The sequence below is a fragment of the Streptomyces sp. NPDC007905 genome (genome assembly GCF_042959345.1).
Taxonomy (GTDB): Bacteria; Actinomycetota; Actinomycetes; order Streptomycetales; family Streptomycetaceae; genus Streptomyces.
In genome coordinates, this window is sequence record NZ_JBIBKS010000015.1 from 53,318 (window position 1) to 73,979 (window position 20,662).

The 20,662-nt window shown below is 71.1% G+C and carries 19 protein-coding genes and 1 tRNA gene; 5 read left to right on the forward strand and 15 right to left on the reverse strand.

What is annotated here, in order from left to right; translation table 11 throughout:
• Positions 1-3 precede the first annotated feature (3 nt).
• Positions 4-216 carry a hypothetical protein gene (locus ACFZDC_RS25650; RefSeq protein WP_391327416.1) on the reverse strand — a complete coding sequence of 71 codons (213 nt, stop codon included), beginning with the start codon at positions 214-216 and terminating at the stop codon, positions 4-6.
• Positions 217-548: 332 nt separating this feature from the next.
• On the opposite strand from ACFZDC_RS25650, the gene ACFZDC_RS25655 reads away from it, so the two are divergent.
• Positions 549-2,561, forward strand: coding sequence for a hypothetical protein (locus tag ACFZDC_RS25655; protein ID WP_391327737.1), 2,013 nt, complete (start codon positions 549-551; stop codon positions 2,559-2,561).
• Between the two features lie 175 nt (positions 2,562-2,736).
• Here the strand turns inward: ACFZDC_RS25655 and ACFZDC_RS25660 are convergent, their stop codons facing one another.
• Positions 2,737-4,005 carry a glycoside hydrolase family 3 N-terminal domain-containing protein gene (locus tag ACFZDC_RS25660; protein WP_391327418.1) on the reverse strand — a complete coding sequence of 423 codons (1,269 nt, stop codon included), beginning with the start codon at positions 4,003-4,005 and terminating at the stop codon, positions 2,737-2,739.
• Positions 4,006-4,503: 498 nt separating this feature from the next.
• Positions 4,504-4,585: transfer RNA gene (locus tag ACFZDC_RS25665), tRNA-Tyr, on the reverse strand.
• 212 nt (positions 4,586-4,797) lie between these two features.
• On the opposite strand from ACFZDC_RS25665, the gene ACFZDC_RS25670 reads away from it, so the two are divergent.
• The gene (locus ACFZDC_RS25670; protein ID WP_324931552.1) at positions 4,798-5,286 is read left to right on the forward strand and encodes a YajQ family cyclic di-GMP-binding protein; all 489 of its coding nucleotides are present in this window, start codon (positions 4,798-4,800) and stop codon (positions 5,284-5,286) included.
• A 65-nt stretch (positions 5,287-5,351) separates the two neighbouring features.
• Here the strand turns inward: ACFZDC_RS25670 and ACFZDC_RS25675 are convergent, their stop codons facing one another.
• On the reverse strand, positions 5,352-5,618 hold the full coding sequence (locus ACFZDC_RS25675; protein WP_391327421.1) for a GlsB/YeaQ/YmgE family stress response membrane protein: 267 nt from the start codon (positions 5,616-5,618) through the stop codon (positions 5,352-5,354).
• A gap of 155 nt (positions 5,619-5,773) precedes the next feature.
• On the opposite strand from ACFZDC_RS25675, the gene ACFZDC_RS25680 reads away from it, so the two are divergent.
• Together ACFZDC_RS25680 and ACFZDC_RS25685 are read left to right on the forward strand one after the other, a co-directional pair.
• A complete protein-coding gene (locus ACFZDC_RS25680; protein ID WP_391327423.1) occupies positions 5,774-7,027 on the forward strand; it encodes an amino acid permease in 1,254 nt (417 codons plus the stop codon).
• 341 nt (positions 7,028-7,368) lie between these two features.
• The gene (locus ACFZDC_RS25685; RefSeq protein ID WP_391327425.1) at positions 7,369-7,770 is read left to right on the forward strand and encodes a YccF domain-containing protein; all 402 of its coding nucleotides are present in this window, start codon (positions 7,369-7,371) and stop codon (positions 7,768-7,770) included.
• A 261-nt stretch (positions 7,771-8,031) separates the two neighbouring features.
• Here the strand turns inward: ACFZDC_RS25685 and htpX are convergent, their stop codons facing one another.
• The 11 genes from htpX to ACFZDC_RS25740 form a co-directional block, all read right to left on the reverse strand.
• Positions 8,032-8,895 carry a zinc metalloprotease HtpX gene (gene htpX, locus ACFZDC_RS25690; protein WP_391327427.1) on the reverse strand — a complete coding sequence of 288 codons (864 nt, stop codon included), beginning with the start codon at positions 8,893-8,895 and terminating at the stop codon, positions 8,032-8,034.
• A gap of 200 nt (positions 8,896-9,095) precedes the next feature.
• Complete coding sequence (locus ACFZDC_RS25695) at positions 9,096-10,619, reverse strand: proton-conducting transporter membrane subunit (RefSeq protein ID WP_391327429.1); 1,524 nt, start codon at positions 10,617-10,619, stop codon at positions 9,096-9,098.
• On the reverse strand, positions 10,616-12,190 hold the full coding sequence (locus tag ACFZDC_RS25700; protein ID WP_391327431.1) for an NADH-quinone oxidoreductase subunit M: 1,575 nt from the start codon (positions 12,188-12,190) through the stop codon (positions 10,616-10,618). Before ACFZDC_RS25700 ends, ACFZDC_RS25695 begins: the two co-directional genes overlap by 4 nt.
• Before the next feature lie 6 nt (positions 12,191-12,196).
• The gene (locus ACFZDC_RS25705; protein ID WP_391327432.1) at positions 12,197-14,191 is read right to left on the reverse strand and encodes an NADH-quinone oxidoreductase subunit L; all 1,995 of its coding nucleotides are present in this window, start codon (positions 14,189-14,191) and stop codon (positions 12,197-12,199) included.
• Positions 14,188-14,574 (reverse strand): NADH-quinone oxidoreductase subunit NuoK, encoded by a 387-nt coding sequence (nuoK, locus tag ACFZDC_RS25710; RefSeq protein ID WP_391327434.1) that lies wholly within the window; start codon positions 14,572-14,574, stop codon positions 14,188-14,190. The genes ACFZDC_RS25705 and nuoK overlap by 4 nt, the downstream gene beginning before the upstream one ends.
• A complete protein-coding gene (locus tag ACFZDC_RS25715; protein ID WP_391327436.1) occupies positions 14,574-15,176 on the reverse strand; it encodes an NADH-quinone oxidoreductase subunit J in 603 nt (200 codons plus the stop codon). Before ACFZDC_RS25715 ends, nuoK begins: the two co-directional genes overlap by 1 nt.
• Positions 15,173-15,733: a 4Fe-4S binding protein gene (locus ACFZDC_RS25720; RefSeq protein WP_391327438.1), complete on the reverse strand. Its 561-nt coding sequence runs from the start codon at positions 15,731-15,733 to the stop codon at positions 15,173-15,175. Before ACFZDC_RS25720 ends, ACFZDC_RS25715 begins: the two co-directional genes overlap by 4 nt.
• Before the next feature lies 1 nt (position 15,734).
• Entirely contained in the window at positions 15,735-16,703 is a 969-nt protein-coding gene (locus ACFZDC_RS25725; protein WP_391327440.1) for an NADH-quinone oxidoreductase subunit H, read from the reverse strand.
• Positions 16,700-18,130, reverse strand: a complete 1,431-nt coding sequence (locus tag ACFZDC_RS25730) for an NADH-quinone oxidoreductase subunit C (RefSeq protein ID WP_391327442.1) — start codon at positions 18,128-18,130, stop codon at positions 16,700-16,702. The genes ACFZDC_RS25725 and ACFZDC_RS25730 overlap by 4 nt, the downstream gene beginning before the upstream one ends.
• Positions 18,127-18,735 (reverse strand): NADH-quinone oxidoreductase subunit NuoB, encoded by a 609-nt coding sequence (locus ACFZDC_RS25735; RefSeq protein ID WP_391327443.1) that lies wholly within the window; start codon positions 18,733-18,735, stop codon positions 18,127-18,129. The genes ACFZDC_RS25730 and ACFZDC_RS25735 overlap by 4 nt, the downstream gene beginning before the upstream one ends.
• A complete protein-coding gene (locus ACFZDC_RS25740) occupies positions 18,726-19,142 on the reverse strand; it encodes an NADH-quinone oxidoreductase subunit A (RefSeq protein WP_391327445.1) in 417 nt (138 codons plus the stop codon). Before ACFZDC_RS25740 ends, ACFZDC_RS25735 begins: the two co-directional genes overlap by 10 nt.
• A 219-nt stretch (positions 19,143-19,361) precedes the next feature.
• On the opposite strand from ACFZDC_RS25740, the gene ACFZDC_RS25745 reads away from it, so the two are divergent.
• Positions 19,362-20,543, forward strand: coding sequence for a sensor domain-containing protein (locus ACFZDC_RS25745; RefSeq protein WP_391327447.1), 1,182 nt, complete (start codon positions 19,362-19,364; stop codon positions 20,541-20,543).
• Positions 20,544-20,662 lie beyond the last annotated feature (119 nt).

Here is a 20,662-nt window from a genome sequence, read left to right on the forward strand (position 1 = left end):
CCGTCAGAAGAGAGGCAGCTGCCCGGGGAAGTCCGGGACGACGTATCCTTCCAACGACGGCTGGGCCGCCCCGAGTTGAGCCTGCGTCCGCGACCCCGGACACGAGACGAGTTCCCCGCTCTCCCGCGCCCCGGGCGGATCGTGCCGCGCGAAGCGCCCCGCGACGACGGCAATCTCGCGACGACACACAGGGCAGGTTCTGCGACGGGAGGCCATGCCGTCAGTGTGCCCGCTCCCCGTCCGAACGAAGTCGCCGCCGTCGGCCGCGGCACGGCCGGCTCCGAAAGCGGCTGGGAGACGCCCGTCCCTCCGTTCCAGCCCACCCCCGGAGCCGAGGTTGGTGCGGCGTAGGTAACGTCCGAGCACCTAGCAGGCAAATTCCGGCCTCCCGGCAGGTAAAGTCCGACCACCTGTCTGAAGAGAGAACATCCGTACGCACCGGCGAGTCCGTGCGCGAGGATGCTGAGTTGCCTGGAGCCCGCGAAGTGTCAGCATCGCCCTTGCCCGCTCGGTTGCGCACCGCAGCGGCACGCCTCCTCCTGCCCACGGTGCTCGCCCTGTCGTTCGCCGTTCAGGCAGTGGGGGCCCTCCTACCCAGCGTTCCCCTGCTCATCGCCTCCGCCGTTGTCGGGCTTGCGGCGGACATCGCCCTGCACCGGTGGCAGCGCAACGTCGCCACTGCGCTCGGGAAGCTGCAGGCGACCGTGGCCGTGCGTCAGGTGGCCCGGGACCTTCTGCTGTTGACCGGCCTGCTCCGTATAGAGGAACAGGACTACGAGACGAGGTACCTGGCCCTCCTCTGCGGTCTGCTGGTCTTCTACGCCCTGCACTTCGCATGCCAGGCGGTTGCGATCTCCGTACGCCGCACCCGCACCCTGCCCGTGGTGACCCGCAACATCGACGCCTCGCCCCTGCGGCTGAGCCCCGCTCCCCCGGCGCTGCTGATGCACCGCTCCGGGCAGCGGCTCCTCACGTTCGGTCTGCCCTCGACGGCCGGCCTGCTGGCCACCGCAGTGACCGGCTCGGCCCGGTGGGCCGCCGCGGGAATCGCCTTGTCCGCCGCCTTCGCGGCGGTGGCCGTCGGCATCCTGCTGCTGCGGCTGCTGCCGGGACGCCGGCCGGTGACGAGCGAGCAGGCCCTGGAGTGGTTCGAGGCCTGGCTCGCGGAGTACCAGCCGACGGTCGGCATGTACTTCTCCGGCGGCACGAGCTCGGCCTACCAGGCGAACATGTGGCTGGACCCGCTGGCCCGGCTGGAGGGTCGTCCGCTGATCGTGCTGCGCGAGCGCTTCATGGTGAAGAAGATCGCGTCCACGGACATCCCGATCGTGTGTCTGCCGAAGGTCGCCGACCTGATGAGGCTGGAGCACTCGACGCTGAAGATGCTGATCCACCCGTCGAACTCGGGGAAGACCTCGCAGGTGCTGCGGATCCCCACCATCAAGCACGCGTTCGTCAACCACGGCGAGAGCGACAAGCTGTCCAGCTGCAATCCGTACGCGAAGGCGTACGACGAGGTGTGGGTGGCCGGTCCCGCGGCGCGCCAGCGGTACGCCCTGGCGGGCGTGGGTGTCGACGACAGGGACGTCGTGGAGATCGGACGCCCGCAGCTGCACGCGATCGAACCGTACGCCGGTGCGCCCGCGGGCCTCTACACCACGGTTCTCTACGCCCCCACCTGGGAGGGGTGGGACGGCAACCCGGGCAACACCTCCGTCGTCGAGGCCGGCGAGAACATCGTCCGTGCCCTCCTGGCCGACCCGGGGGTCCGGCTCCTGTACAAGCCGCACCCGCTGACCGGCTCGGTCGATCCCCGGGCGGGAGCCGCGAACGCCCGGATCCAGGAGATGATCCGCGCCGCGAACGCTCTCCGTGCCGCGGAACACGCCGGTGAGAGGCCCGCGCCCGCCGCAGCGCAGGAGCTGGCCCTGCGGACCGCCGAACTCGACCGGCTGACCACGTCCTCGTTCCGGGCGAGCGTGGACGACGCGGAGCGGATGCTGCTCCAGACGGCCCCCGAACCCGGTCGGGCCGCGGCCGTGGCCGCCGCGACCGCCGCCTGGGAGGCCGCGTACTGGGCGTCGTTCCCCGCGTGGGAGCACCAGATCGTCGTCGGGGCGCGGCCGACCGTCTACGCCTGCTTCAACGTGGCCGACCTGCTGGTCAGCGATGTCTCCAGCGTCATCTCCGACTACCTGGCGAGCGAGAAGCCCTACGCCGTCGCCAACACCAGCGGCCTTTCCGAGCAGGACTTCCGCACCACCTTCCCCACTGTCCGGGCAGGCGCCGTCCTCGCTTCGGACGCCTCCGGCATACCGGCCCTGCTGGAGTCCGTGCGCCATCCCGAGAAGGACACCTACGCCGAGGCCCGCAGCGAGCTCAAGCTGCATCTGCTGGGCCCCTCCAACCCGCCGTCCGTCGTCCGCTTCAACGAGGCTGCCCGCGCGCTGTGCGCGGCGGCCGACGAACACCGGGCGAGCATGGCCGTGCGAGCGCTCCCGGTGATCCCGAGTCAGCGGGACGCCGGGTCGCCGCTGGACAACGAGCACGTCAGGGGCTGAGCCCCGGGACGTGCACGCCGGTGTCCCCGAAGGCGCCGGCATCCGTCGGCATCCGTCGGCACTCTGGGGAAGACCCCCTCCGATCTGCGGAAAAGCGGAACGGAGGGGGTCTTTTCGTGCTCGGCGTCGAGAGGCGGGGCCGGCCTCACCGGGCAACGGCTGAGTCCACTCGCGCTCAGGAGCAGAGATTCACGTGCCGCACGGCCAGTACGTGCCCCGCCGCGTCGATGAGGCGGCTGCGGGCGAGGTGTCCGCCGGCCACGGCATTGGTGATCGCCGAGGCGATCGAGGACGTCTGGGAGCTGACATTGCCCCCCAGGTCGAACAAGACCATGTCGGCGCCGGAGCGCAGGGCCTGGACGGCGGCGGTGGGGACGCTGAAGCCGGCGGCGGAGATCGCCTTGGCACTGAGCGAGTCGGTGACCACCAGCCCCTTGAAGCCCAGCTTGCCGCGCAGCTCGTAGCTGATGGCGGTGGGTGACAGACTCGCCGGATTGGTGCCCAGGCCCGGCACGACGTTGTTGGAGACCATGACGGCCGGGGCGCCGGCCTTGATGGCCTCGGTGAACGGCGGGATGCCCACCTTCTGCAGGGTGGACCAGGGCAGGGTGCGGGCGGGGCCGAAGTCGGAGTTGTAGCTGGAGCCGCCGAGGCCCGGGAAGTGCTTGACGACAGGTATCACGTGTCCGGCGCGCAGCCCGTCCATGTACGCGACACCGTCCTTGGAGACCACCGAGGTGCTGCCGCTGAAGGACCGCCATCCGTCGGGGTTGGTCCGGCTGGGGGCCACATTCCTGCCGTCGACGTCGACCACCGGCGCGAGGTCCATGTTCACCTGCGCGGCCGCCATCCTGGTGGCGACCTTCGTGACGTTCTGCTGGATCTGGGCCGGGGTCCAGTGCGTGCCCATGTACGCGGGCCAGGGCAGGGATCCGACGAGGTTCGCCATGCGCTGGATGGCGCCGCCCTCCTCGTCGGTCATCACCAGCAGGCCCAGGTGGCCGGGTACGTGGGACTTCAGGGCGGTCAGCCGGGAGCCGAGGTCGGACGGCGCGTTGCTGCCGAACAGCACCACACCGCCCGCACCGGAACCGACCTCGGACGTTGCGTCGGACACCGAGGTCTCCGACACCGGGACGGCGATGGTCAGCATGGCCAGACGGCGGTTCGACCACCCGGCCAACTTCGTGCTGTTGGTGCACGCGGTGGCGGCGGTGAGGTCCGGGGCGAAGGACGAAGCTGAAGGGGAAGGCACGGCGGGCGGGGCGTGGGACACGCCGGGCCCACCGGAGTGCGGGGACGCCTTGGGGGCGCCCGTGCCGCAGCCCGCCAGGACCACCACTGCCGCGGCGGCAGTGCTCAGTCTGCGTACGGTCGTGGCCCGGCTGGGGAGCCCCGGTGGCGCTGTCGCGCTTCTTCGGTCACGGTACGACGGGACGTTCATCGCCCGGCCTCCTTCCGAAAGACGCGACGGTACCCGTCGCGCTGATGGCCGTATGAGCCTGAGGTGGGCCTCACGAAGCGTGCGATGCGCTCCAGCCCGCATTTGTTCGAAACCTCCGCGGTCGGCGTACCACCAGAATCTCGCGACTCGGAGCCGGCCGGAAATCCAGCAGACGTGACAGGCCCCGCGGCCGGTCAAGCTGCCCAACGGTCACTGCGCCCCAAACCGGCGTGGGCAGACGCCCGCTCCCGCGTCCTCCCCTTATCGGAGTTCGAGTACCGGAGTTCGAGTCGACGTTGGCCAAGCGCCCTTATGATCTTCGCCACCGAGTCGTGTTCACCTGGCTCGGCTCCGGTGGGGACCCTCAGCTCGTGGCGGATGCCGCCGGCTTTCGAACGCGAGACAGCGCAGCCATGAGACAGCGCGCTGATCTCCAAGGGGCATGCCAAAGGGCCCGTGACCTGCTGAGTCAGCAGGTCACGGGCCCTTTTTCCCGTGTGGCGGCGCCAGGATTCGAACCTGGGAAGGCTGAGCCGGCAGATTTACAGTCTGCTCCCTTTGGCCGCTCGGGCACACCGCCGGGGTTGATGCCGTTCGAACCGCTTTTCGGCGGTGCTCCCTGGCAACGACGTAAACAATACCCGATGCCGAGGGGTGCTTCGCCACCCGTTTGATCTGCGTCCCTCGGGTCCCGGGGTGGCTAGGCTGGTGCGGATGCGGCCCGGCGTCAGGCCGGGCTCGGCGGCCGCCGCCACGCACCCGATACGCACCCGATACAAGGAGCCACAGGACATGGCCGACTCCAGTTTCGACATCGTCTCGAAGGTCGAGCGGCAGGAGGTCGACAACGCCCTCAACCAGGCCGCCAAGGAGATCTCCCAGCGCTACGACTTCAAGGGCGTGGGTGCCTCGATCTCGTGGTCCGGTGACAAGATTCTCATGGAGGCGAACTCCGAGGACCGGGTGAAGGCTGTCCTCGACGTCTTCCAGTCCAAGCTGATCAAGCGCGGCATCTCGCTCAAGGCGCTGGACGCGGGCGAGCCTCAGCTGTCCGGCAAGGAGTACAAGATCTTCGCCTCGATCCAGGAGGGCATCTCCCAGGACAACGCGAAGAAGGTGGCGAAGATCATCCGCGACGAGGGCCCCAAGGGCGTGAAGGCCCAGGTCCAGGGTGACGAGCTGCGGGTCAGCTCCAAGAGCCGCGACGACCTCCAGGCCGTGATCGCCCTGCTGAAGGGCAAGGACTTCGACTTCGCGCTGCAGTTCGTGAACTACCGGTAGGACGCCGGCAGGAACGACCGGAAGGGCGGGCACCCGGCGGTGGCCGCCCTTCCGTCGCGTGCGGCTCAGTCGCGCGAGTTGCCGAACAGGATGCGGTAGAGGATCAGCAGGACGAGCGAGCCGCCGATCGCGGCGGCCCATGTCGCGCCGTCGTAGAAGTGCTTGGTGACCGGGTGGTCCAGCCAGCGGGCCGAGATCCAGCCGCCGATGAACGCGCCCGCGATGCCGATGAGGGTCGTACCGATGAAGCCGCCCGGGTCGCGGCCCGGCAGCAGGACCTTGGCGATGGCTCCGGCCAGAAGCCCCAGGATGATCCAACCGATGATGCTCATGCCGTGAACCTGCCCTCCCGCGCTGTGCCCGCACTGTCGAGCCTCTGAGATTCCGGTGAGGATCGGCTGTCGGTCGCGCGCGTGTTCGTGCCGTGTTGATGAAGAGGACGTCACGGGGCCATCGCCCGGTTGCGGCGATCAGTAGGGTGCGGCGCATGACAGCTACCGGCACCGCGTTGCGACGCACCCTGGGCGTGCGGGACGCCGTGGTCGTCGGCCTCGGCTCGATGGTCGGGGCGGGCGTCTTCTCCGCCCTGGGTCCGGCCGCGCGCGCCGCCGGGCCGGGGCTGTTGCTCGGTCTGGCCGTGGCGGCCGTGGTGGCCTACTGCAACGCCGTGTCCTCGGCCCGCCTGGCCGCCCGCTATCCGGCGTCGGGCGGGACGTACGTGTACGGCAGGGAGCGGCTGGGCCCGTTCTGGGGTTACCTCGCCGGCTGGGCGTTCGTGGTCGGCAAGACGGCCTCCTGCGCTGCCATGGCGCTCACCGTGGGGGCGTATGTGTGGCCGGGGCAGGCGCACGCGGTGGCGGTGGCGGCCGTGGTGGCCCTGACCGCCGTGAACTACGGCGGCATCCAGAAGTCGGCCTGGCTGACGCGGGTGATCGTGGCCGTCGTGCTGGCCGTTCTGGCCGCCGTGGTGGTTGTCTGCCTGACCTCGGCGCAGGCCCGTGCCGGGCGGCTCGGTATCGGGGTGTCGTCGGGTGTGGGCGGGGTGCTTCAGGCGGCCGGTCTGCTGTTCTTCGCGTTCGCGGGCTACGCCCGGATCGCGACCCTGGGCGAGGAGGTGCGCGATCCCGCGCGCACCATTCCCCGGGCCATCCCGCTGGCCCTCGGTATCGCCCTGGTCGTGTACGTGGGCGTGGCGGTGGCCGTGCTGAGTGTGCTCGGCTCCGACCGGCTGGGGCACGCGGCGGCGCCGTTGGCCGACGCGGTGCGGGCGGCCGGGGTGCCGGGTCTCGCGCCCGTGGTGCGGGTGGGGGCCGCGGTGGCCGCGCTCGGGTCGCTGCTCGCGCTGATCCTCGGCGTGTCCCGGACGACGCTCGCCATGGCTCGCGACCGCCATCTGCCCGGGGCGCTGGCCGCCGTGCATCCGCGGTTCCACGTCCCCTACCGGGCGGAGTTGGCCGTGGGCGCGGTGGTCGCCGTGCTGGCCGCGACGGTGGACGTGCGCGGCGCGATCGGTTTCTCCTCGTTCGGCGTGCTGGCCTACTACGCGGTGGCCAACGCCTCCGCCTGGACGCTGAGCCCGGCCTTTTCGGCACGGGTGGTACCGGCGGTGGGCCTGCTGGGCTGCGTCACGCTGGCGTTCGCGCTCCCGGTGGTCTCGGTCGCCGTGGGAGCGGGGGTGCTGGCGGTGGGCGTGGCGGTTTACGGCGTACGACGCTGGTGGGCGGGGTGGCGCCGGGCCTGACGTAGGCCGGCGCGCGGAGTCCCTCCGACTTCGCGGCGCCGACAAGTCCGACCCCGCTCCCCGTGGGGGTCGGCCGGAGCCGCGAGTCGGCTTCCTCGACGAGTCGGCTTCTCAGCGGCTCGGCTGTCAGCGCGTCGCGAACGGCTGGTCCGTCGGGACGATCTCGTGGCCCCGCGGCAGCGGAGGGCGGAATCAGCTGGAAGTCCGGCCATGCCGAACAGGATGTCCCGGGGACGTTCCCGGTCACGTTACGAGGGCGCTCCGGTTCCGCCTGAGCGCATGATCAGCTGATACTGGTGGCAGCAGGTGTGCCGGCGGAGCGACCTGGAGAGGTACTGATCATGAAGGTGTTCAACCTGCTGCTCAACATCCTGTGGCTCGTCCTCTGCGGGCTCTGGATGGCGATCGGTTACCTGATCGCTGCCCTGATCTGCTTCGTCCTGATCGTCACCATCCCGTTCGGCATCGCGGCGCTGCGTATCGCCGGATTCGTCCTCTGGCCGTTCGGCCGCACCACTGTGGAGAGGCCGGGCGCCGGCGCGCCGTCGTGCATCGGCAACGTCATCTGGGTGGTCTTCGCCGGATGGTGGCTTGCGCTGGCCCACCTGATCACGAGCATCCCTCTGTTCCTGTCGATCATCGGAATTCCCTTCGGCTGGGCGAACCTGAAGCTCATCCCCATCTCGCTCATGCCTTTGGGACGGGATGTCGTACCTACGGACGAGGCGTTCGGCGAACGCTGACCTCGTTCCAGTCGGCGTTCTGATGGCCGGCGGTGCCGCGCTCGGCGCGGCCGGGACTGGCGTCGTGCTTGGGCGGCCGCCCGCTCAGGACCGACGATTGCGGCACTTACGCGACCCCGGTGGGGGTACTGGTCCGGCCCAATGAGCGGACGTCAGGTGCTGCTACGGGGTTCGGCACCGCTCCCGGTGCCGCCACCCCGAGTTCGGGACGTTGGGCGTGAATGTTGTCGGACGATATGTGGGATTCCTTTTAGCCGACCTTCACCGGGAGCCACCTGCCATCTTCTCGAGCCGGGCGATGCGCTCCGCCATCGGCGGGTGCGTGGAGAACATCTTCGACAGTCCCTGACCGGGGCGGAAGGGGTTCGCGATCATCATGTGACTCACGGTCTCGATCCGGGGCTCGGGCGGCAGCGGGAGCTGCTGGGTGCCGATCTCCAGCTTGCGCAGGGCACTGGCGAGGGCCAGCGGGTCGCCGGTGATCTGGGCGCCCGAGGCGTCGGCCTCGTACTCCCTGGAGCGGCTGATCGCCAGCTGGATGAGGGTGGCGGCGAGCGGGCCCAGGATCATGATCAGCAACAGGCCGAGCAGGCCCGGCCCGTCGTCGTCGTCCGAGCGACCGACGGGGATCAGCCAGGCGAAGTTGACCAGGAACATGATCACCGAGGCGAGGGCGCCGGCCACCGAGGAGATCAGGATGTCGCGGTTGTAGACGTGGCTCAGCTCGTGGCCGATGACGCCGCGCAGCTCGCGCTCGTCGAGGAGGCGCAGGATGCCCTCGGTGCAGCACACGGCCGCGTTGCGCGGGTTGCGGCCCGTCGCGAAGGCGTTGGGTGCCTCCGTCGGGGAGATGTACAGGCGGGGCATGGGCTGGCGGGCCTGCGTGGACAGCTCACGGACCATCCGGTACAGCGCGGGGGCCTCGAACTCGCTCACCGGGCGGGCGCGCATCGCGCGGAGCGCCAGCTTGTCGCTGTTCCAGTACGCGTACGCGTTCGTGCCCAACGCGATCAGGACCGCCACGATCAGTCCCGTACGGCCGAAGAAGCTGCCGATGACGATGATGAGTGCGGACAGTCCCCCGAGGAGTACTGCGGTCCTTAGCCCGTTGTGCCGGCGGTGCACGTGCGCCCTCCAAGTCGTGCAGCAGGGGAACACTTTCGTCCAGTGGACCCTCCCGCTCTGGTCAACGCCAGGCGGCGGCCGCGAGTTCCCTTGGGTGCGCGTGGGCGCGCGTCGGCCGTGCGGGTGACGTGCTCATACGTGCTCCTACGGCCCTCCGCGCGCGTGGGAGCACGGGTGCCCCACGCGCGCGTGGCAAGTCCTCAGAACAGTCCGGCGGCGGCGAAGCGCAGAACCAGCTGGGGTACGCCGGACAGGGCCACGCCGAGGACGCCGGTGAGGGCGAGCGCGGCGGTGAGGGGGGCCGGGATCCGGTGCCGTGCGGGTTCGCCCTCGGGGGCGCGGAACAGCAGGGCCGTCCACTGCAGGTAGTAGAAGAGGGCGATCACCACGTTGACGGCCATGACCACGGCGAGCCAGCCCAGGCCCGCGTCGACGGCCGCGGAGAACACGGTGACCTTGGCGAACAGGCCGATGATGCCCGGTGGCAGCCCGGCGAGGCACAGCAGGAAGAAGGCCAGGAGCAGGGCCGTGACCGGGTTGGACGCGTACAGGCCGCGGTAGTCGCTGATCCGGTTGAGGGACTTCGTACGGCCCACCAAGGCTGCCACGGCGAAGGCGCCGAGGTTCACGGCGGCGTACATGAGGGCGTACGCGACGGTGGAACCAATGGCCTTCTGGGCGTCCTTGGCGTACCCGGCGGCGGCGATGGGCACCAGCAGGTAGCCGGCCTGGCCGACGGAGGACCAGGCGAGCAGCCGTACGGCGCTGTACGCGCGCGTGGCCTGCTGGCGCAGGGCGCCGACGTTGCCGACCGTCATGGTGAGGGCGGCCAGGGCGGCGAGCGCGGGCCCCCAGACGTCGGCGTACGAGGGGAAGGCGACGACGGTGACGAGGATCAGGCCGGAGAAGCCGACCGCCTTGCCGACGACCGACAGGTAGGCGGCGATGGGCAGCGGCGCGCCCACGTAGGTGTCGGGCACCCAGAAGTGGAACGGGACGGCTGCCGTCTTGAAGGCGAAGCCGACCAGGGTGAGGACGACGCCGGTCTGGGCGAGGGTGTGGAGCTGCCCGTCCACGTGCTGGATCCGCTGGGCGACCTGGGTGAGGTAGAGAGTGCCGGTGGAGGCGTAGACGAAGCTGATGCCCATCAGACTCACCGCGGTGGCGGTGACCGAGGACAGGAAGAACTTCAGGGCCGCCTCGGAGGACCGCTTGTCGCCGTGCCGGATGCCGACGAGGGCGAAGGCGGGCAGGGAGGCGACCTCCAGGGCGACGATCAGGGTGGCCAGGTCCCGGGAGGCGGGCAGCAGGGCGGCACCGGCCGCGGAGGAGAGCAGCAGGAACCAGAACTCCCCCGCCGGGACGCGCCGGTGGTCGTCCTCGAGGTTCGTGACCGACAGCAGGGCCGCGAGCAGGGCACCGCCGAGAACCAGGAACTGGATGGCGAGTGTGAAGTGGTCGGCGGTGTAGCTGCACACGCGCGCGTGCCCGGTCAGGCAGAAGGTGCTGCGGTCACCGTCCAGGAGCGGAAGCAGCATCAGCGTGGCGGCGGCCAGGCCGGCGACGGAGGCCCAGCCGAGGAGCGGCTTGCGGGTCTCCGGCACGAACAGGTCGGCGACGAGCACCGCGAGCGCGACCACCGCGGCGATGGTGGGCGGCGCGATCGCGAGCCAGTCGACGGACTGGACCGCGGACTGGGCCAGCGGCGGGGCCAGGGCGCTCATCGGGTGCCTCCTGCGAGGAGCTGCTGCACGGCCGGGTCGGTCAGGCCGAGCAGGGCCCTCGGCCACAGTCCGGCGAGGACGGTGAGGGCGACGAGCGGGGTCCAGGCCGCGAACTCGTACCCGTACACGTCGGCGAGCTTCGGGGTTTCCCGCTGTACGTCGCCCATGCAGACCCGGCGGACCACGATCAGCATGTACGCGGCCGTCAGCAGGGTGCCGAACGCACCGATCGCCATGAAGGTGAGGAACGCGGGCCGGCTGAGGTCGGTGGCGGGCTTGAACGCGCCGAACAGGGCCAGCATCTCCCCCCAGAACCCGGCGAGTCCGGGCAGCCCGAGCGAGGCCACGGCGCCGAAGGCGAGCAGTCCGCCGAGGCGCGGTGCCTTGCCGTACAGGGCGGCGCCGGTCTCCTCGGCGAGGGTGTCCAGGTCGGTGCTGCCGGTACGGTCCTTGAGCGCGCCGACCAGGAAGAACAGCAGGCCGGTGATGAGGCCGTGGGCGATGTTGGCGAAGAGGGCGCCGTTCACGCCGGTCGGGGTCATGGTGGCGATGCCCAGCAGGACGAAGCCCATGTGACCGACGGAGGAGTAGGCGATCAGCCGCTTCAGGTCGCCCTTCGCACCCCGCTTGGCCAGGGCCAGGCAGGCCAGCGACCCGTAGATGATCCCGACCACGGCGAACGCGGCGAGGTACGGCGCGAAGGTGTGGAAGCCGTCCGGCGCCACCGGCAGCAGGATGCGGACGAAACCGTACGTACCCATCTTCAGCAGGACACCGGCCAGCAGGACCGAGCCGACGGTCGGCGCGGCGGTGTGGGCGTCGGGCAGCCAGCTGTGCAGCGGCCACATCGGCGTCTTGACCGCGAGCCCGATCCCGATTGCCAGAACCGCGATGACCTGCACGGATGCGGTCAGTGACCGGCCGTTGTCAGTGGCGAGTGCCACCATGTCGAACGTGCCCGCCTTGATTCCGATCAGGAGCAGGCCGAGCAGCATGACGACGGAGCCGAGCAGCGTGAACAGGATGAACTTCCACGCGGCCCGGGTCCGGCCCTCGCCGCCCCAGCGGGCGATGAGGAAGTACATCGGGATGAGCACTGTCTCGAACGCGAGGAAGAACAGCAGCAGGTCGAGGACGGCGAAGGTCGCGAGGGTGCCGGACTCGAGCAGGAGCAGCAGCGCGACGAACGCCTTCGGGGACGGGCCCGAAGGCGGCTTGAAGTACGAGTAGAGCGCGCAGAGGAAGGTCAGCAGCGCGGTCAGCACCAGAAGGGGGAGGGAGATGCCGTCGATGCCGAGGTGGATCCGCACGTCGAGTGCCGGGATCCAGCTGATGTCGGTCGTGGCCTGCATCTTCGACGGATGGTCGTGGTCGAAGCCGAGCGCGAGGACGATCGCGGCGACGAGGATCACGGCGGTCACGGTCACGCCGTGCCGCAGCACGGCCTGCTCGGGCGACTTCCCCTTCAGTCCGGGCGGGGCCGGCAGGAGGGCGGCGACGGCGCCGAGGAGCGGGCCGACGACGACGAATGCCAGAAGGAACTGCATCACGGACTCATTGATATCGATCACGCCTGCTCACGCTCCCGTGGCGACGAGGAGGACGGCGACCGCCAGGACGACGGTGCCGGCGAGCAGCGCGCTCACATAGGTCTGCACATTGCCGGTCTGCGCACGCCGTACGGCGGCCCCGAGCAGCCGGGGCAGGGCGGCCGCGCCGCGTACGTAGGTGTCGACGACCTCACGGTCGAGGAACCGGACGAGACTCGCTCCGGCCTGGACCGGGCGGACGAACAGTGCCGAGTACACGGCGTCCAGGTGGAAGCCGGCGGCCGCGTGCCGGTGCAGCGGGCCGAGCAGCAGCCGACCGGGGTCCGCCGGGTCGGGCGCGTAGGCGATGTCGCCGTAGACGGGCTCGTGACTGGCGATGGCCTCGGCCTCGACCAGGCCCGCGTCACCCTCGGGGTGGGCGGCGACCGCGCCGAGCGGGACCCGGGCGGCGAGTGCGCCGGTGCGCTGCCAGGCGCCGTAGGTGACGAGCCCGCCGACCAGGGCGAGGCCGGTGCCGAGGATCGAGGTGGTGAGGGTCGGGGTCAGGTCGTGGCCGTCGAACCAGTCGGGCAGCGAGCGGTAGGCGAACCCGCCGAAGGCGAGGGACGGTACGGCCAGGACCCACAGCACCACGGTCATCGTCAGCGGCTGGCGGCCGTGGTCGGGAGCCTCGGCGCCCCGGCCGCGGAAGGCCAGCAGCCACAGGCGGGTGGCGTAGGCGGCGGTGAGCAGGGCGGTGACCAGGCCCGAGACCAGGACGAGCCAACCTGCGGCGCCGGGTGCGTGCTCGGTGTGGCCGCCGGCCACGTGCTCGGCGGCGCCGAGGACGGACTCCTTGGAGAAGAAGCCGCTGAAGGGAGGGATCGCGGCGAGCGCGAGCAGGGCGACGGTCATCGTCCAGTAGGCGTCCGGGATGCGGTCGCGCAGGTGGCTCATCCGGGACATGGCGGCCAGCGAGTTGGTGCCGGCGGCGTGGATGATCACGCCGGCGGCGAGGAACAGCAGCGCCTTGAAGGCGCCGTGGGACAGGAGGTGGAAGACGGCGGCACCGCGCTCGCCCACGGCGAGGGCGCCGGTCATGTAGCCGAGCTGGCCGATGGTCGAGTAGGCGAGGACGCGCTTGATGTCGTCCTGGGCGAGTGCGGCGAGGCCGGAGCCGGCCATCGTGACGGCGGCCATCGCGGCGAGGACGACCATCGCGGCCTGGGACGCCTCGAACACCGGAAGGAGGCGGGCGACGAAGTAGACACCGGCGGCGACCATCGTCGCGGCGTGGATCAACGCCGAGACGGGCGTCGGACCCGCCATCGCGTCGGGGAGCCAGGTGTGCAGCGGGAACTGCGCCGACTTGCCCGCCACGCCCGCGAGCAGCAGCAGGGCGATCAAGGTCGGGTGGTGGAGTCCTCCGCTCACCACGGTGCCGAGGACGCGGGTGATGCTGAACGAGCCGGCGTCGGTGCCCAGCGCGAACAGGCCGATGAGGAACGGCACGTCGCCGAGCTTGGTGACCAGGAAGGCCTTCAGGGAGGCGGCACGGGCCTCGGGCGTCTCCCAGTAGTGGCCGACCAGGAAGTAGGAGCAGATGCCCATGACTTCCCAGCCGACCAGCAGCACGATCAGGTCGCCCGAGTAGACGACCAGGAGCATCGCGGAGGTGAACAGGGAGACGAGGGCCGCGTAGGAGGGGTAGCGCGGGTCGTGGCGCAGGTAGCCCGTCGAGTAGATCTGCACGCAGCTCGCGACGAAGGCGACCAGGACGGCGACGAGCGCGGCGAAGCCGTCGATGTCCAGGGCCAGGTCGATCGGGACCGAGCCCGTGGGGGTCAGCTGGGTGTGGGCCTCGATGGCCGGACCGCCGCCCTGGCGTACGGCGACCAGCGCGGCCAGCACGAGTGCGGCCAGGGTCGGCAGCACGGCGAGCGGGCGGACGAAGGCGGGGGCGGTACGGCCCAGGAGCAGCCCGGCCGCGGCGCCCAGGAACGGCAGGAGGGGGACGAGGACGGCGAGGGTGGTCGTGGTCACGCGGTGGCCTCAGCCTTCTCGGCCGCGGGGGTGTCGGTGCCGGGGCCGTCGGTGTCGTCGCCGTGGCCCTCGGCGGTGTCGCGGAGCTTGTCGATGTCGGAGGTGCCGCGGTTGCGGTACACGGCGAGCACGATCGCGAGGCCGATGCCGATCTCGGCGGCGGCGATGGCGATGGTGAACAGGGTCAGCGCCTGGCCGGAGTGCAGGGTCTCCTCGGCGGCCCGGCTGAGCCAGACGTCGAAGGCGACCAGGTTGAGGTTGACGGCGTTGAGCATCAGCTCGACCGACATCAGGACCAGGATCGCGTTGCGGCGAGCGAGGACGCCGTACAGACCGGTGCAGAAGAGGAGGGCGGAGAGGACGGCGGGATAGGCGAGATGCATCAGCGGGCGCCTTCCTTGCCGGAGACCGCGGGGGTGGCTTCCCCTGCGGTGGCGGGCGTGGCGTCCGCCTTGGCCTTGCGGGACAGGACGATCGCGCCGACCAGGGCCGCGAGGAGGAGGACCGAGAGCGCCTCGAAGGGCAGGACCCAGTTCTGGAAGAGGCTCTCGCCGGTGACGCGGGTGGTGCCGGCGGCCGGGCCGCTCAGGTCGATCCAGGTCGTGCGGAACGCGTCGACGACCACCCAGACCAGGGCGCCGGCGGCGGTCACCGCGACGACGAGGGCGGCCCAGCGGTTGCCGGAGTCGGCGTCCGGGGAGCGGCCGATCGGGGCCTTGGTGAGCATCAGACCGAACAGGAGGAGGACGACGACGGAACCTACGTAGATGAGGACCTGCACCCAGGCGATGAACTCGGCGGTGAGCAGCAGGTACTCGACGGCGAGGCCGCCGAGCGTGACCACCAGCCACAGGGCGGCGTGCACCAGCTGCCGGGTGGTGACGGTGACGAGGGCCGCGCCGAAGGTGGCCACGCCGACGAGCAGGAAGGCGATCTCGACGCCGGTCGGGGAGAGGAAGCCGTGCTGGGCTGCGGCGAGGTTCACGACTCACCCCCCTGCGGCTCCTGCGGTCCGGCCTGCGCGGCGGCCAGCTTCTCGGCGGTCTTGCGGGCGGCGGCGATCTCCTTCGGTTCCTCCGCGCCGGCGTCCAGGGCGGGCGGGGCCGGGACGGTCCACATCCACTCGCGGAGCTTGTCGCGCTCGTGGGTGAGGTCGCGGATGTCGGTCTCGGCGTACTCGAACTCCGGGGACCAGAACAGCGCGTCGAAAGGACAGACCTCGATGCAGATACCGCAGTACATGCACAGGGAGAAGTCGATGGCGAACCGGTCGAGGACGTTGCGGCTGCGCTCGCGACCTCCGGGGGCGGTCGGCGGGACCGTCTCCTTGTGGGAGTCGATGTAGATGCACCAGTCCGGGCACTCGCGGGCGCACAGCATGCAGACCGTGCAGTTCTCCTCGAACAGGCCGATCACGCCACGGGTGCGGGGCGGCAGTTCGGGAAGGGTGTCCGGGTACTGCTCGGTGACCGTCTTCTTCGTCATCGTGCGCAGGGTGACGGCCAGGCCCTTGGCGAGGCCGGAGCCGGGAATCGGGGCCATGTCAGGAGATCACCACCTTGACGATGCCGGTGAGGGCGATCTGGGCGAGGGAGAGGGGGACGAGGAGGGTCCAGGAGAGCTTCTGGAGCTGGTCCTCGCGCAGCCGGGGGTAGGTCACGCGGAGCCAGATGACGACGAAGGCGAGGATCGCGGTCTTCAGCAGGGTCCACAGCCAGCCCAGGCCGTCGGCTCCCCAGGGGCCGTGCCAGCCGCCCAGGAAGAGGACGGTGGTCAGGCCGCACAGGACGATGATTCCGGCGTACTCGGCGAGCAGGAACAGGGCGAACCTGAGGCCGGTGTACTCGGTGTACGCGCCGAAGATGATCTCCGAGTCGGCGACGGGCATGTCGAAGGGCGGGCGCTGCAGTTCGGCGAGGCCTGCCACGAAGAACACGACCGCGCCCACGATCTGCCACGGCAGCCACCACCAGTGGAAGGCGTGCAGGATGCCCGGCAGGGAGACGGTTCCGGCCGCCATGGCGACGGAGGCCGCGGCGAGCAGCATCGGGAGTTCGTAGGCGAGGAGCTGGGCGGCCGTGCGCAGGCCGCCGAGCAGGGAGAACTTGTTCGCGCTGGCCCAGCCGGCCATGAGCGAGCCGAGGACGCCCACGCCCATCACCGCGAGCACGAAGAAGATGCCCGCGTCCAGGACCTGGCCGACGGCCCCTTCGCTCGGCCCGATCGGGATGGCGAGCAGGACGAGCAGGTACGGCAGCAGGGCCACGGCGGGGGCCAGTTGGAAGACGCGGCGGTCGGCGCCCGCCGGGACCACGTCCTCCTTCTGCGCGAACTTGACGCCGTCGGCGATGAGCTGGGCCCAGCCGTGGAAGCCGCCCGCGTACATCGGGCCGAGGCGGCCCTGCATGTGGGCCATCACCTTGTGCTCGGTCTGACCGACGATCAGGGGGAAGGTGAGGAAGACGCCGAACACGATCAGGAGTCGCAGGGCGACGTCCAGCGCGCCGTTCACTGCGGGCCTCCTGCGGGGTCGTCGGGGGTGTTGCGGTCTTCGGTCGCCTCGGCTCCTTCGGGCCGGGTCTCAGGCACCCGTTCCTCTTCCGGCGCCTGTCCGGGCTTCGGCGTTCGCTCCGGCTCCGGAGTCTGCTCGGGCTTCGCCGTCTGCTCGGGCTCCGGCGCCTCTACCCGTCCCGGCGCCTGTCCGGGCTTCGGCGTTCGCTCCGGCTCCGGAGTCTGCTCGGGCTCCGGATTCCGCTCCTCGTCGAAGGCCGGGCGGGCGTGGTGCCACGGGGCGTCCGAGCTGCGCGGGGCCGCACCGGGCCGGGAGGGGCGGTCGGGGCCGTCCGCTTCCGCCGGCTCGGCCTGCTCCGGTTCCGGTGTCCGAGTCCGCTGCGAGGCCGAGCCCTGCGACGCGCTGCGGGCACGGCGCGGCCGTACCGGCGCCGCGGGGCCATGGGCCACCGACGCCTCCGCTGCCGACGCCTCCGCTGCCGGGCCCTCCGGGGCCGGCCCCTCCGTAGCCTCCCGGGAAGCGTCGCCCGCGGTCGCAGCCTGGGCCGGCTCGGCCGCGCCCTCGGCCGCAGCGCGGGTCCGCTCGGCCGCGTCCTCGGCCGCAGTCGCCGCCTGGCTCACCGAGCCCTCGCTCGCGCTCCTCGTCCGACGCGGCCGAGCAGCCGCGCCGGCAGGCGCTCCCGCCCCACCGGCGTCGGCACCAGCGCCGGCACCAGCCACGGTGACCTCTCCCGTCTGGCCGGCCGAGCCCTCCGCCGCCGTACGAGTACGCCGTACCGGGCGTTCGCCCGCCGCCCGCACGGGTCGCTCGCCCGCCGCACGTCCCGCCCCCCGGGCCGGGCGCGCCGGAGCGGGGGGCAGCTGGCCCTTGAGGGGGCCCCACTCATTGGGGTCGGGGACGCCAGGAGGCAGCATCTGGCGGCGCTTGGGACCGCCGTGGTCGGATTCGCCCGGCTCCTTGGCGCCGGGCCAGGCCTTCGCGACGCGGGCGGCGAGGACGAAGTCCTTGCGCAGGGGGTGCCCCTCGAAGGCCTCCGGGAGGAGGAGGTGCTCCAGGCCCGGGTGGCCCTCGAAGACGACCCCGAACATCTCGTGCGTCTCACGCTCGTGCCAGGCAGCACCGGCATAGACGCCGACGGCGGAGGGCAGCGTCGGCGCCTCGTGCGGCACCGTCGTCCGCAGCAGCAGACGGCGGACCGGGGCGAGCGCGACGACGTGGGCGGAGACGCGGAAACCCGTGCCCGGTTCGTCGACCGCGCTCAGCCAGTCGAAGTAGGTGCAGGTCAGGGTCGTACGGGCGGTCTCCAGGGCGGTGAGCCAGGAGGACGGCGGGACGTCCACCGTGAGGACCTCGTACGCCTCCTCGGCGGTGGCCTCCGTACCGAAGAGCTCCTCGGCGGGGGCGGGCAGCCAGCCGGCCGTGCTCATCGCGCGTCCCCCTCGCCGGCCGCAGGGACGGGCGGCTTCACCAGGCCGCTCTGCAGGGCGGCGACGGACGGCCGGGTAGTCCCGTACCGCTCCTCCAGCGACTCGCGGGCGATCTTCTCCTGGAGTTTGAGGATGCCCTGGAGCAGCGCCTCGGGGCGTGGCGGGCAGCCGGGGACGTACACGTCGACCGGGATGATCTGGTCGACGCCCTTGGTGACGGAGTAGGAGTCCCAGTAGGGGCCGCCGCAGTTGGAGCAGGCGCCGAAGGAGATGACGTACTTGGGTTCCGGCATCTGCTCGTACAGGCGCTTCACGGCCGGGGCCATCTTGTCCGTGACCGTGCCGGAGACGACCATCAGGTCGGCCTGGCGGGGGCCCGGGGCGAAGGGGATGACGCCGAGGCGGATGAAGTCGTGGCGGGCCATCGACGCGGCGATGAACTCGATCGCGCAGCAGGCGAGGCCGAAGTTGAACACCCACAGCGAATAGCGGCGGCCCCAGTTCAGGACCACCTTCATCGGCTCGGGCGCGAGCCGGGCGAGGGCGCCCAGCCGCTTCGGCTCGGGAAGCAGCAGAGGCTCGGGAGCGGACGGGTTCACGTCCATGCCAGGACCCCCTTCTTGTAGGCGTACAGCAGGCCCACGGCGAGGAAGCCGAGGAAGATGAACATCTCCACCAGGGTTGTCGCGCCGTAGCCGGGGGCGGCGAAGACCGTCGCCCACGGGAACAGGAAGATCGAGTCGACCGCGAAGATCACGTAGAGGAAGGCGTAGACGTAGTAGCGGACCTGGGTGTGGGCCCAGCCCTCGCCGACGGGGTCGACGCCGCACTCGTAGGTCAGGAGTTTCTCGGGGGTGGGCACCACCGGCCGCAGCAGGCGCCCGGCGCCGAAGGCGACCGCGACGAAGAGCACGCCCACGAGGGCGAGCAGTCCCACGACCGAGTAGGACCGGAAGTAGCCGGCAGCGACGTCCGCCGCGGCGACCGTCGAGTTCCCCAACGTCTCCCGCACCGTCCGCCCTCGCTCTCTGACCTCGTGACTTGGTGACTTGGTGATGCAATGTAATTCGAGGATCTGTACGCACGGGAGTCTAGGCCCTGATAAAGACGCGGTAAGCAGCCCGTCACACCGTGAGACGCGAGGACCGCGTGGAGGGTGGGGTTTTCCCCAGGGCATGGGGGCGGTGGACCGCATGGCGCAAGGGGTGCCGGGCACGGCAGGCTGGCCGCCATGACCGCTCCCGCCTCCGCCGCCGAACGGACCGACGGCCCCGACCGCCTTCCTCCGGCCCGGCTCGCCCTGGACGCGCACACCTGGAAAGAGATCGCGCATCTCCTGCTGAACCTGCCGGCGTCGCTGTTCGGCTTCACGTATGTGTTCACCGTGGTGTTCGTCAGCGGAATCCTCACCCTCACGGTGATCGGACTCCCGCTGCTGGCCGTCTGTCTGCTGGGCGCCCGTCAACTGGGCAAGCTGGAGCGGATCCGGTCCCGGGCGCTGCTCGGGCTGCACGTCGAGGAGCCGACGCCGCTGCCGCTCGCCCGGGGCGGGGGGCCGACACAGCGGCTGTGGCTGGCGCTGAAGGACCCGGTGGGCTGGCGGACGCTGCTGTACGACCTCATCCGGCTGCCGTGGGGGATCCTCACCTTCTGCACCGTGCTGACCTCGCTGTTCGTGTTGTGGCCGGTGCTGCCATTCATCGCGCGGGGACTTTCCAACGCGGACCGGGCGATGGTGCGCGGGCTGCTGTCGCCCTCCGACGAGCTGGAACGCCGTATCGCCGAGCTGGAGTCGGACCGGGGAGTCGTGGTCGACACGGCGGCCGCCGACCTGCGCCGCATCGAACGGGACCTGCACGACGGGGCACAGGCCCGGCTGGTGAACCTCGCGATGGGGCTCGGCCTGGCCAAGGAGAAGCTGCTGGAGGATCCGGACTCGGCGGCGGTGATGGTGGAGGAGGCGCACGGCGAGGTGAAGCTCGCGTTGCAGGAGCTGCGCGATCTGGCCCGGGGCATCCATCCGGCCGTGCTGACCGACCGCGGCCTGGACGCGGCCCTGTCCGCGGTCGCCTCCCGCTGCACGGTGCCGGTGAAGGTGACGGCGGACCTGCCGGACCGGCCGGCGGCGGCCATCGAGGGCATCGCCTACTTCACCGTCTCCGAGTTGCTGCAGAACGTCAGCAAGCACAGTGGGGCGCGCTCCGCCGCGGTGGACGTGTGGCGCGCGGAGGACCGGTTGCTCATCCAGGTCCGGGACGACGGCCGCGGGGGCGCCCGGCTGGAGGGCGGCAGCGGGTTGCGGGGTCTGGCGGAGCGGCTCGGCGCGGTGGACGGCCTGTTCGTGGTCGACTCGCCGGCCGGCGGCCCGACGGTGGTCACCGCGGAGCTGCCCTGGCGTGACCGCCAGGACTGACAGTGAGGATGTGTGGTGGCTTCTCCGGAGGGTCCGAGTCACGGACTGACCGACCAGGCCCGCACGCCCCAGGGGGTGGGGAAAACCCCCGGTCCAGGACGCCGACGGCCTCCATGGCC